Here is a 12,577-nt window from a genome sequence, read left to right on the forward strand (position 1 = left end):
AATAATAAAATAAAGTTGGTTTATAGGTTTACAGCAGGACAGTTACAACTCCATCTGTCTTTACGACATAAGAAATCAATTCCTAATGTAATTTGGTGAAAACCACCACTATCAAATCGTATATCTCCAAATTGGTAGCTGTAGGTATAAGCAATAGTGAAGTTATCTATTTTCGCCCCTAATATTGGAGAAAGTAAACTCAAGTTTTGTTCTTGTACACTATTGCCGTCTAAATATTCTGCACCATCAAAACTTTGACGGTAAGATAAACCTAGATATAAGACACTAGTATCATTTAAATCATAATATGCCTTTGCATTGAAATCCATGAACTGCTCAGCTGTTCTATCAGTTCTTTGATATAATACAGATGGTTCCCATTGCCACTTACTATTTCTAGGTGCAAATAAATAACCCAATGTAGCTATGTAACGTCTTTGATTTGTACTTTCAAATTCACGACTAAAAAGATCACGATTTTGGAAAAGAGCATTTTTTACTGTGAAGTGAGCGTAAAATTCTTTGAAAAAATAGGAAGCTCCTATATCGATATTCCAATAACTGTCACTACGCAAAACACCAGTTATAATAGGATCAAAATCAGTTAAATCAAATTCAGATTCATCTAGACGACTTTGAACCATACCAGCGTTTATACCAAAAGATAATCTATTCAAATCTTCATATCCACCACCTACTTGTAAGTGGTATGCATAAGATAAGTAAGCTCCAGTTTGTGAATGGTAACCATTACGGTCATTAAATAAAATCGCTCCTACACCACTGTTTTCTCCTACTCCAGTGTTAAATGAAAGGGTTTGTAAGTTAGGTGCGTCTGATTGATCAAACCATTGCTGTCTAACGGTACCACGTACCTTTCCACAAGCCGCTGCACCAGCCATTGATGGGTGTAATAAATAATAATTATCGGTTAAATAATCTAAGTAAACAGGTACACCTTCTTGAGCTGTCACACATTGTATTCCTAGAACAACTGCTAGTGTTAAAAGTATCTTTTTCATGCGGTAGATAATAGTCTATTTTCCTAAACGTTTGAAAATTAGATTTGTTTTAAAACAAAATTTGTTGGTTTTTTTCAAACAGGCGTAAATATATAATAAATTCTCTAGAGATAGGTTTTATTCGACAGCTAGTTCGAGTATTTCATCGAGTATCAAATTCCTATACTCTTCTATAAAATGTTCTGATTGTTTGAACTGCTTTAAACTAAGAAACCAACTATCTTTGTTCAAAAATTTCACAATGCATAAAATTGAAATCGTACCTACTGCAAATGAGGCTATTGTAAAGTTTGAAAGCAGTCAGTTTTTAGTAAAAAACAACAGCTACGAATTTAAAAATATAGACGAGGCAAAACCATCGCCACTTGCACAACAATTGTTTTACTTACCTTTTGTAAAAACAGTATATATAGCACAAAATTTCATAGCCATTGAACGATATGACATAGTACAATGGAATGATGTACAGCAAGAGGTTGCTACTCAAATTGAAACCTACCTCAATAGCGATAAACCTTTACTAACAGAGGAATCAAAAACAAAGAAGATTCCAGTAACGGTTTACGCGGAATCAACACCTAATCCTAATGCCATGAAATTTGTGGCAAATAAAAAGCTTGTAGTAAAACCTATTGAATTTAAATCAATAGGCGATACTCAAACCGGAAGCCTAGCTAGAAAATTATTCGAGTTTTCCTTTGTAAAGGAATTATATGTTTCTGAAAATTACATCTCCATTCTTAAACACGATATTATAGATTGGAATGAAGTAAGTAATGAGTTGCGTTCCATGATAAAAGAATCCATGGAAAATGGTCTAGAAATAGGTACTAGCAATCATGAATCAAAAGCCATTGAGAAAAGTAAGGAGCCCGAAGAAAATCAAAAAGTTTTTGAAAATTTAGATGACATCTCCCAAAAAATTGTAGAGATACTAGACGAGTATATTAAACCTGCTGTTGCTGGTGATGGTGGTAATATCGCTTTTGAAAATTACAATGAAAATACCAAAGAGGTAAGCGTTATTCTACAAGGTGCTTGTAGCGGTTGTCCATCGTCTACTATTACCTTAAAAAATGGAATTGAAACTATGCTAAAAGAGATGATTCCTGGTAAAATTGATCGTGTAGTTGCTCTTAATGGATAATTTTATTATAACTTTATAGAAATCAATTCAATAAAGTTATGGCAATTTTAAAAGTTATAGAAGTATTAGCAAACAGCGATAAGAGCTGGGAAGACGCAACTAATAATGCAGTGGAACAAGCTGCAAAAAGCGTCAACAACATTAGATCGGTTTATATCAACGAGCAAAGTGCTCAAGTTAAAGATGGAAAAGTAACCGAGTATAGAGTTAATGTAAAAATTACATTTGAAGTAATTTAACCACCTATCTTAAATTCTTTGAGATAATTTGGCTCAAAATAAGCGACATCAACGGCGTCGCTTTTTTTATACCCATCAATGGCGAGAGCACACAGTGCTGCTGCTGTCGGATTCATTTCGGTTATATATTGTTGTTCAATATTTAGAAGTTCTCTTGTTTTTTCTATACCAGTCCCTATGTAGGATATTGTTCCGCTTTCGCGAAAGCGAATAAAAGAATCATCTTCAATAACTACTGGTTGTGATTCAAGTACTCGTTTACCTGATCGGTCAAATATTGAAGCATATACTTCCATGCGACGTGCATCAAGAAAAGCAGCTGTAAATTCAGAATCGATTTTATTAATTGTAGATAATGCTTTAAGTGTATCAATAGCAATTAAAGGTACGTCTAGAGCAAAACTCAAACCTTTAGCTGCACTCACTCCAATTCTCAACCCAGTGTATGATCCTGGTCCAGAGCTTACAGCAATAGCATCATAATCACCCATTACATATCCATTCCTAGTAGTGATTTCATCTATGAAAACGTGAAGCTTTTCACCATGATTGTATGAATCACTATTGTCCTCAAGAATATCCAGCACCATAGCAGCACCATATGTATTACTAGTAGTAGCGCTGTCGCTAGCTATAGCAACTGAACAATTAGTACTACTTGTTTCAATACAAAGAATCAATGGCATAGCTGAAATTTAATCTTCTTCAGATTCCGATTCTGAAGTATCATTTGAGCGATCCTTTTTAACACGAACTAGTTTTCCCGTTTTTAATTTATCAGTAACTGCTCGATAAGGACCAGTAATGATTGTTTCTCCAATATCCAGACCATCTGTTACAACGATATTACTGTTGTCTTGGATTCCTGTCTCTACAACTCTAAGCTTCGCTTTGTTACCATTTAATACATAGACACACTCAAACTTTTTGGCATCCAAAGAAATTTCTGACCTTTTCTTTTTTTCTGTAGTATCAGTTTTAACTACTATAGAACTTATTGGCACTGCAACAATATCTTTACTTTCTCTAGTAATAATATCTACTGTTGCCGTCATACCTGGTTTGAACGGACTGTAATTTTCACTTTTACCTTCTAACAAGTCAGTGTAACTTTCTGGCAAAATTCTAACCTTAACTTTAAAATTTGTTACTTGATCTGCAGTTAATTGACCGCTTGCCGTATTTGCAATTTCAGTAACAACACCTTCAAATTCCTTCTTTAAATAAGCATCAACCTCGACAATTGCTTTATCTCCTACTTCAATCTTAACGATATCATTTTCATTTACATCTACTTCTACCTCCATGGAGGACAAGTCGGCTACTCTTAATAATTCTGTTCCGGCCATTTGTTGTGTACCAACTACACGTTCACCTAATTCAACTGCAAGAAGTGAAATTGTACCAGACATAGGAGCATAAATACTAGTACGCTGTAAGTTATCAGATGCTTCATTAAGAGTAGCACCTGCACTTTGAACATTATAAAACGCACTACGTTCTGACGCTTTGGCTCTTTCATAGGCAGCAGTACTGGTATCAAAATCTGCCTGAGAAATTACTCCTTTATTAAAAAGTTGCTTACTTCTATTATAATTTGCAGTTGCCTCGGCAAGGGTTGCTTTTGCTTGTTCATAACCAGCTCTTGCATTTGCCACACCAGCTCTTGTACGACTAACACTTGATTCTAATAAATCCGGATTAATGCGCACAAGTAAGTCGCCTTTTTTAACAGCCTGACCTTCTTTAATAGGTAATTCAATGATTTCACCAGGAACTTCTGGAGAGATACTAACTTCAACCTCTGGTCTGATTTTTCCAGTAGCACTTACAGTTTCTGTGACATTCATTTTTGTCACTTCCTTGGTCTCTACCAGTAAACCTTTATCACCGCCGCCTATGGCTCCAGTCGATTTAAGACCGATTAAACCTAAAACCGCTACAACGATAATAATACCTATGATGATTAAAGTTTTTTTCATTTATCTTATAATTTTAATTCTAGAGGTTCTATCCCAAAAAACAATTCAAGCACCTTAAGTCTAAAGATATAGTCATATTTAGCTTGATTTAATGTAATGATAGCATTGTCGTATCTCAACTTACTTTGACCAAAATCAAATGCATTTGTAAGTCCCACATCATATCTTTCTTTAGCATACTCATAAGCTAACTCTTGAGATTCCAATGCGGTTTTGGCAGCGTCAAAAGCCTGACGTGATCCTTGTACATCAACGTAAGCTTGGTACACACTACTTTCTAGATCCAATTTTGCTTGTTCTAGTTGGTATTTAGAACGTTCAATATTAATTTGACTGCGCTCTACATTACTACGAACACTAAAACCATTGAAAATTGGAACATTAAGTTGGAAACCATAAGCTATACCATCGTTTTGATACAATTGATCTATAAAAGGCTCTGCTCCTACTAGTACGGTTTCTAATACTGGTACCTCAGTTACCACATTTTGTCCTGTACCTTCAACAGTTCCTATGATTTGTGTTTCGGTAGGATTATTAGGGTCGGCTATACGTTGGTCAAACGAGGCATTGTTAGTATATCTAGTATCATAGCTAAAAAACGCACTTACTGTAGGCAAGTAAGCTCCTTTGGCTATTTGTAAATCTTTTTTGGCTAATTCTAAATTCTGTTCTGCGATTCTAACCTCTGAACGATTTTCTTCAGCAGAACTGATGATTTCTGTAACTGGTTTTTCAGAAACCTCTTCATCAATTACCTCAAAATCCTCATCGGCAATATCAAAGTTCTCATAGTCCTCAATTAATAGCAATTGAGCAAGACTTACTCTACTTATAATTACAGCATTTTGCGCGTTAATAATTTGTTGTTGCTCTGTAGCATCTTGAGCTTTGATTTCTAATAAATCACCTCGTGGTAGTTGACCAGCATCTACCAATTCTTGAGTTTGCTTAATTTGATCCTTTGTAATCTCGTTTTGAGCTTTGAAGGTTTTCAAATTTGCTTTATTTGTAAGTATTTGAAGATAATTATTTGCAACTGCAAGCGCTATGTCATCTTTCATTTTATCTAGACGATATTCGCTAGCAATTTTTGAAATTTTTGCTCTTTGTAATTGTCTAAAGTTTCTAAACCCATCAAATACGTTATAACCTACATTAACTCTTCCAGTTGCAGAAAGGAATGTTGTTGTTTGTGCGTTATTGGTAACTGGGTTAAAACTTAATCCGGTATTTTCTGAAACTCCTGCACCTGCATTTAACGACGGTAAAAGATTACCTAGTGCACTCAATTTATCTGCATCTGCTGCTTTTAAATCTAATTCACTTTGTTTGATTGAAATGTTGTTATCCAGTGCGTATTGTACACACTCTTGTAAAGTCCATTTCTTATCGGTGGATGTTGTTGATTGTGCTTGAATCGCTTTCGCGAAAGCGAAACACATAATAATTAAGAGTACTTTTTTCATAATTGGATATCTATATGTAGATCTCGAAGATGATTTGTTACAAGAATTTTATCCATTATATCCTCCACGGCCTTGTGGAGCTTTTAATGGATTCCAAACTTTTATTGCGTCGTCCTTGCTGATACCTGATTTAATTTCAACAAAAATCCCATCACTAAGTCCTAATTCAACTTCCTTGCGCTGGAATTGTTGATCTCCTGTTTGGATTTCAACAAAAGGTTTTTTTGTCTCGTTATCGTATTGTACAAGGGCTTCCTTGATTGCAAGTACATCGGTACGTTGATCGAGGATAATACTTGCGTTTGCACTGAGTCCTGCTCGTATAAATGAATTTGTTTTGTTTTCCTCTGGAGCTTTAAGAGTTCCTTTAATCGCAAATTGAATAGCACCATTTTCTTCTACACCTTTAGGAGCTATATAGTCAAGTACTGCATCGTATTTTTGGTTATCATAGGCACCTACTGTAATCTTAAGCGGTAATCCTTCCTTGATTTTACCTACTTCACTTTCGTCTACCTTACCTTCAAATATCATCTTATTAATATCTGCAATAACCGCAATGCTAGTTCCCTCGTTAAAATTATTTGCCTCAATCACTTGGTTTCCTTCTTTAACTGGAACGTCAAGTACCATTCCATCAACTGTAGATCGTATTGCTGTTTGTGCGTATTTACCTAAAGATCCCGAGGTCGTTCCTGTGCGCAGGATGTCATAATTTTGTTGTGCTCCTCTTAAATTGACTTGTTCTTGTTTATAACGTTGTAACGCATTGTTGTATGCGTTTTGTGCTAGATCAAAGTCATTTGCGGCTACAACTCCTTTATCAAAAAGCTGTTTTTGCCTTTTATAAATCGATTCCTGATTATCTAGTGCAAGTTTTGCGGTTTGTACCGCGTTACGAGCTTGATCAATACTGTTCTTTGCATTTGTAAGTGAGCTCACGTTAGGAACCACTTTGATTTCTGCAATAAGATCACCTGCTTTAACAAACTCACCTGCTTCAACATGAATTTTATCAATAACACCTGAAATATTAGGCTTAATATTAACTTCTTCTTTAGGTACAATGCTACCTGTTGCGACAGTTTCTTTAACGATCGTTTTTGTTTCTGGTTGTTCTGCAGCATACTCAATCGGATCTTCTTGATCCTTTTGCCATATCCAATAAATTCCAATTAATGAGGAAATTACGATTACTAATAAAACAATTATAGTCCCTGTTCTTTTCATCTAGGTTAGTGTTTATTCTGTTCTTAAAGCGTCTACTGGTTTCATAGTGGTTGCACGACTAGCAGGAATTAGTCCTGCAAAAAGTCCTGCAACAGTAAGAAATATCAAAGCGATAATTATTACTGTTATGTTTACTGTTGGATTTTTAAAATTATCTACCGGTCCATTCATATCCAGTGCATAATTCATTAACCACATAACTAATGCAGAAAATGCAATACCTGCTAATCCAGAAATTAAAGTAAGGACAAGTGATTCTTGAAGAATTTGTTTTTTAATCATCCATGGAGTAGCTCCCAATGCACGGCGTACTCCTATTTCATTAGTTCGTTCTTTTACTACAATGAGCATGATATTACTGATACCGATTCCTCCTGAGAAAAGGACAAGTATTCCTACGAAATAACCAACAATTTTTAGAATATTAAAAAGGCCTGAGAATTGTGCAAACCTTTCTGCTAAATCAAAATTACCTACAGCTCGCATATCATCTGGATGCACTTTGTGCTGGGACCTCATTAATGCAAGTATATCCGGCTTTAATTCGGTAATACTGATATCATCATGAGCCGTCAATGTAAACCACCCAACGTTGTCTGCTGTGTTGAAAGCCTTGGCAAAGGATGTAAAAGGAATAAAAATGGTATTTGCCTGTTCCTCACTATCTCCTTTTGTGTTTGGATTATTAAACACTCCTATCACTTTAAAATTAACACCATTAATTTTTATGTATGAGCCGATAGGTTCTTCTCCCAAGTCAAACAAAGTTTTTTCTACATCTACACCGATTACCGCACTTTTCATTTTATTATCAATATCTGAGTAACTGATCCAGCGACCCTTGATAATATCCATGTATTGTTGATTAATAAATTCTGGGTAATCTCCATTTACCTGAAAGGCTCCTGTTTTTTCTTTACGAGTAACATTATTTGCTCCACGATAACCACCTAGTTGTAATCTAGGTGAAACATACTTTAATCCAGGAATGTTATTTTTTAAAGCGTCGATATCATCTGTTTTAAACTGAACACGACGACCTTTATTCATTCCTTTGTAGGCCATTGAAGTACTTTGACCCCACATAAACATGGTGTTTGTAGCTTGATTTGCAAAATCAACGGCTACACCTGTACGCAAACCGTTAGTTAAAGCTAATAACAACACCAGTATTGTTATTCCCCAAAAAACCCCAAATGCGGTTAGAAAGGTCCTAAATCTATTTGCGTTAAGCGCTTCTAATATTTCGTTCCAACGATCTCTATTAAACATACTATTCGTCTCTTAATGCCTCAATTGGTTTAATATTAGCTGCTCTTCTAGCAGGTATAAAGCCGGCTAGTGCTCCTGCCACAACAAGAATGAAAACCGTAGTCATAACAGTAGTAAAGTCTACCGTTGGATTGTGTATGAAATCCATTTCTACATATGGAGCAAAAATTTGTAGTAATCCTACACCTGCAAACAAACCTAATAGTCCTGCAATTAATGTTATAAAAATAGCCTCTTGGAGCACCATAAATATAATTTCTGAAGGCAGAGCTCCTAAAGCTTTACGTATTCCTATTTCCTTGGTACGTTCACGCACGATAATGATCATAATATTTCCTACACCTACTACACCTGCTATTATTGTACCTATCCCGATAAACCAGAAAACAAATCTTATTGTATCGATTAATCCAAATATTTTCTTTGCTTCTTCTAATGTGTCGTCAACTCGAACTGCTATGCGATCGTCTGGAGCTACAATAAATTTGGTTCTTAAATCATTGTCTATTGCTTGAGCTAGCATTGCACTGCGTTCCACAGTTTCATCAAAAGTTGCAGCAGGCTCAACTGTTATTGCAATTCGATTTACATTATCTCCTGCGTTAAATACTTGTTGTGCACTAGATATAGGAATAAATGCTCTAGATTCTTCACGAGTTCCTCCAGGATCCGTATAAACTCCTATTACTTTATAGTTAATGTTATTATTAAGGAGGATTGTTTTACCAATAGGATCTTCCTGCTTAAATAGATCTTCTTTAATTTGATAACCGATAACAGCTACCTTTCGGTTTTCATCAACATCTTGCTGACTGATGAATCGACCTGAAACTAATGTTTGATTTTCTATGTATTGTTGGTCTGCCTCGGCTCCTTCAATACGGTAATTACCTTGCTGCTGCTTATAGTTTATTTGTCCGCCCCAATTTGAGTATAAAGGCGTTTTATACTCAATATAATCTTCATACTTCTCAGTGAGGTTATTGTAATCACCATTGCGCAATTGTAATCGCCTTCCAGGATTTAATCCTTTATATCCTTTTGAAGTTACCCTTGTGGAAACCTGAATACGATTAGTAGCGTCTTGTTCAAATTGTTTGCGAACTCCATTTTGTATTCCAGAGGAAAATCCAAGAAGAATTACCAATATGAAGATTCCTGATGCGACCGACATACTGGTTAAAATAGTACGTAATTTATTTTTGCTTATTGCTTCAAATATTTCCTGCCATCTTTCTACATTAAACATGTTGGATAGCTTTTACTTGTTCTACTTTACGATCGTCAATGATTAAACCATCTTTTAAATTCACCACACGCTTTGTCATTTCGGCAATATCGGGTTCGTGTGTTACAATAAGAATGGTACGACCTTCATCATTAATTCCTTGAATAAGATCCATCACTTCGTATGAAGTCTTGGTATCTAGAGCTCCTGTTGGCTCATCGGCAAGTAGCACCTTTGGATCACTGGCTAGCGCTCTAGCGATTGCGACACGCTGCTTTTGACCTCCAGAAAGCTGATTAGGTAGGTGTGTTGCCCAATTTGCCAGACCTACTTTATCTAGATAATGAAGCGCTTTTTCTTCACGTTCTTTTCTATTTACTCCTTGGTAATAAAGTGGCAAGGCTACGTTATCAATTGCTGTTTTGTAATTGATCAGGTTAAAAGACTGAAAAATGAACCCCAAAAACTTATTTCGATACTGGGCTGCAATTTTTTCATTGAGATTTTTAATAGGAACACCATCAAGAACGTAGCTACCTTCATCTGCCTCGTCTAACATTCCTAGAATGTTAAGCAATGTACTTTTACCAGAACCTGAGGAACCCATGATTGAAACCAGTTCTCCTTCTTTAACACTGAAGTCTATACCCTTAAGTACATGAAGAGAATTGTTACCTGTACGGTAACTTTTGTGTAGGCCTTTAATTTCAATCATTATAATGGTTGTTACTCTGTTTCTTTAAAGAAACATATTAACTAGACCTCAAATTTCCGCAGATGTTACAGTGACAGAACCTAAAAAAACGTTAAATCAAGTTTTTTTGGTAGTGCTGCGATAGATCATGTATATAATACCGCCAATTAAAATGTATGGAAATGCCATTAGGTAGGTAATTCCATCGTTTAAACCTTCTGCCTCTGCTTTGTTGCCAGAACTTTCAATTACGGCACGGCACATTGCACATTGCGCTTTCGCGAAAGCGGAATAAAGAAAAACAGTGAGTAATACTAAAAACCTTTTCATTCTAGTCGATTAGTAGTAAGGAGCCATGAAAACATACACCAAAACACCTGTTATTGCAACGTATAACCAAATAGGGAACGTCCATCTTGCTATACGACGGTGTTTCTCGTATTTTTTATTCCAAGCAAAATACATAGTGTATAGTACTAACGGCAGTATAATACCAGATAAAACTATGTGCGATATCAAAATGAATAAATAAATTGCTCTAAAGGGAGCATCCTCGGGATATGGAGTTGGATCGTTGCTAATTTTTGATATTACATAGCTCACAAGAAAAATGGCGCTCAATACAAAAGCGATGGTCATAACCTTGCGGTGCTTTTGTCGATCACCATTTTTTATTAATAATAAACCCGTTACTAGCAATAAAGCAGTCATACCGTTTATACATGCATGAAGTAAAGGAAACATACCTGCTTCAACTCCTAAAAAGTTAAAACGCTCTGGTAAGAACATAAGAACTACCACTACCAATGGAACTAATATTGAAATGGCTATAATAATAGCTGGACCTCTTTTTTCTAACATAATTAATCGTTTAAAAGTGTAACTGCATCCTCAACTATTTCATCTATTTGTGGCGGCGCATCAAATTCCTCAACACCGCGATATACCATAATCCAATTACCGTATTCATCCTTGCGAGATCTTAAGAAACCTTCCTTATCTACCAAAGCAAAGTTACCACTGTGTTCAAATCGAATTGCTGGATCATCACTTTTTTTGATGTATGAACTAAAACCTTTTTCGGCTAGTTCAAAAACATCGTCAATCTCTCCATGTAAGAACCACCAGTTACGCGTATCATCGGTATACCTTGCTGCATACTCCTTCATCACTTTTGGAGTATCTGTAATTGGGTCAATGGTTATAGAAATTGCTTTGAAATTTTTGTATTCCTTTAATTCATCATGAACGGTTGCCATATTCTTACTCATCGGTGGACAAATAAGGCCACAACTTGTAAAGAAAAAATCAACGATATATACCTGACCCAATAAGGTTTCATTAGTTATCGTATCACCGCGTTGATTGACAAATTTAAAGTCAGGAATCTTTCCATGCCTATACAGAAATTTATCGGCCACGGGAGCGCGATCTTCTGTACGATTACTATCTACGACTTTATCTTTATTGATATAATGCACGACATTCTTAACCGCAAAATAGCCGAAAATGACAATTATAATTGCCAAGCCAATGTAATATGGCGTGTCCTTTTTCTTACTCATCCTTCTTTATCTTTTCTGAGCGATTCTTCTTAAAAGCCATTCGATATTCGGCCATAAATACACGAATATCATCAACCATTGTTTTATTTATGGCTGCAAGTGAACTCGTATCATAACCAATAACTTCATCCTCTTCATCATTACCAGGCCTACCGCGCAAGCGTGCCTTTTTATCAACCATAAAAGCGTAGTCAGAAGATAGATCAGAGTTTAATTCCAAATCTGTTCCTAAAGAATTAAAAAAATCTTGGATGCTTTGGTCATTACCAGTTAAAAAATGCCAATCGGTTAAATCGGTATTCGTTTTTAATTGATAGTAAACATCTTTCATATCACCTGTTCCACTGGTATCAATGATACTTATCATTTGAAAATTTTCAAATTCATGAAATTTGCGGTACACCTTTTCATTGATGTTTGAAATATAACCAATACGTTGATAAGGATTTTTACCGAGAAATGTAATTATAGTAAGACTATCTTTTAATTGTAATGTGGCATTATCCTCCAATCTTTTGAAATTTTCAATAGATCCGATAGATTCTTTAACCACTGGCAAAGTTTTAAACTTGTGCTCTCCATTCAAAAAAAACAAATATGCAATTAGAGGCAATGCAAAGAGTACTATGAGTACAAAATTACTTTTTGCCTTATTTGTTTGATTAATTCCTTTTGCCGGTGGTAACTTTTCCATAATCAGGTATAAAAAAGGACGGTAAATACCGTCCT

At 35.4% G+C, this 12,577-nt stretch carries 14 protein-coding genes; 2 read left to right on the top strand and 12 right to left on the bottom strand.

Annotated features, from left to right (window positions below):
- Positions 1–20: 20 nt before the first annotated feature.
- Positions 21–1,022, bottom strand: coding sequence for a PorP/SprF family type IX secretion system membrane protein (locus BST91_RS10635; RefSeq protein ID WP_042277053.1), 1,002 nt, complete (start codon positions 1,020–1,022; stop codon positions 21–23).
- A 241-nt stretch (positions 1,023–1,263) separates the two neighbouring features.
- On the opposite strand from BST91_RS10635, the gene BST91_RS10640 reads away from it, so the two are divergent.
- Together BST91_RS10640 and BST91_RS10645 are read left to right on the top strand one after the other, a co-directional pair.
- The gene (locus tag BST91_RS10640; RefSeq protein ID WP_042277051.1) at positions 1,264–2,169 is read left to right on the top strand and encodes a NifU family protein; all 906 of its coding nucleotides are present in this window, start codon (positions 1,264–1,266) and stop codon (positions 2,167–2,169) included.
- Positions 2,170–2,207: 38 nt separating this feature from the next.
- Positions 2,208–2,408, top strand: a complete 201-nt coding sequence (locus BST91_RS10645; protein ID WP_042277049.1) for a dodecin family protein — start codon at positions 2,208–2,210, stop codon at positions 2,406–2,408.
- Here the strand turns inward: BST91_RS10645 and tsaB are convergent.
- The 11 genes from tsaB to BST91_RS10700 all read right to left on the bottom strand — a co-directional run bounded on the left by tsaB (position 2,405) and on the right by BST91_RS10700 (position 12,542).
- Positions 2,405–3,094 (bottom strand): tRNA (adenosine(37)-N6)-threonylcarbamoyltransferase complex dimerization subunit type 1 TsaB, encoded by a 690-nt coding sequence (tsaB, locus tag BST91_RS10650; protein WP_085775369.1) that lies wholly within the window; start codon positions 3,092–3,094, stop codon positions 2,405–2,407. The two genes, BST91_RS10645 and tsaB, sit on opposite strands and share 4 nt — an antisense overlap.
- 9 nt (positions 3,095–3,103) lie before the next feature.
- On the bottom strand, positions 3,104–4,390 hold the full coding sequence (locus BST91_RS10655) for an efflux RND transporter periplasmic adaptor subunit (RefSeq protein ID WP_042277046.1): 1,287 nt from the start codon (positions 4,388–4,390) through the stop codon (positions 3,104–3,106).
- 5 nt (positions 4,391–4,395) lie between these two features.
- Complete coding sequence (locus BST91_RS10660; RefSeq protein ID WP_042277044.1) at positions 4,396–5,859, bottom strand: TolC family protein; 1,464 nt, start codon at positions 5,857–5,859, stop codon at positions 4,396–4,398.
- Positions 5,860–5,907: 48 nt separating this feature from the next.
- Positions 5,908–7,089, bottom strand: a complete 1,182-nt coding sequence (locus tag BST91_RS10665) for an efflux RND transporter periplasmic adaptor subunit (protein ID WP_042277042.1) — start codon at positions 7,087–7,089, stop codon at positions 5,908–5,910.
- Between the two features lie 12 nt (positions 7,090–7,101).
- Positions 7,102–8,361, bottom strand: coding sequence for an ABC transporter permease (locus tag BST91_RS10670; RefSeq protein WP_060523595.1), 1,260 nt, complete (start codon positions 8,359–8,361; stop codon positions 7,102–7,104).
- Position 8,362: 1 nt separating this feature from the next.
- The gene (locus tag BST91_RS10675; protein ID WP_042277038.1) at positions 8,363–9,610 is read right to left on the bottom strand and encodes an ABC transporter permease; all 1,248 of its coding nucleotides are present in this window, start codon (positions 9,608–9,610) and stop codon (positions 8,363–8,365) included.
- On the bottom strand, positions 9,603–10,304 hold the full coding sequence (locus BST91_RS10680; protein ID WP_042277036.1) for an ABC transporter ATP-binding protein: 702 nt from the start codon (positions 10,302–10,304) through the stop codon (positions 9,603–9,605). Before BST91_RS10680 ends, BST91_RS10675 begins: the two co-directional genes overlap by 8 nt.
- A 96-nt stretch (positions 10,305–10,400) precedes the next feature.
- A complete protein-coding gene (locus BST91_RS10685; protein ID WP_042277035.1) occupies positions 10,401–10,613 on the bottom strand; it encodes a hypothetical protein in 213 nt (70 codons plus the stop codon).
- A gap of 9 nt (positions 10,614–10,622) precedes the next feature.
- Positions 10,623–11,144: a DUF420 domain-containing protein gene (locus BST91_RS10690; protein ID WP_085775370.1), complete on the bottom strand. Its 522-nt coding sequence runs from the start codon at positions 11,142–11,144 to the stop codon at positions 10,623–10,625.
- 2 nt (positions 11,145–11,146) lie between these two features.
- A complete protein-coding gene (locus tag BST91_RS10695; protein WP_085775371.1) occupies positions 11,147–11,848 on the bottom strand; it encodes an SCO family protein in 702 nt (233 codons plus the stop codon).
- Positions 11,841–12,542, bottom strand: a complete 702-nt coding sequence (locus BST91_RS10700) for a hypothetical protein (RefSeq protein ID WP_060523592.1) — start codon at positions 12,540–12,542, stop codon at positions 11,841–11,843. Before BST91_RS10700 ends, BST91_RS10695 begins: the two co-directional genes overlap by 8 nt.
- Positions 12,543–12,577 lie beyond the last annotated feature (35 nt).

The sequence above is a fragment of the Nonlabens tegetincola genome (assembly GCF_002117085.1).
Taxonomy (GTDB): Bacteria; Bacteroidota; Bacteroidia; order Flavobacteriales; family Flavobacteriaceae; genus Nonlabens; species Nonlabens tegetincola.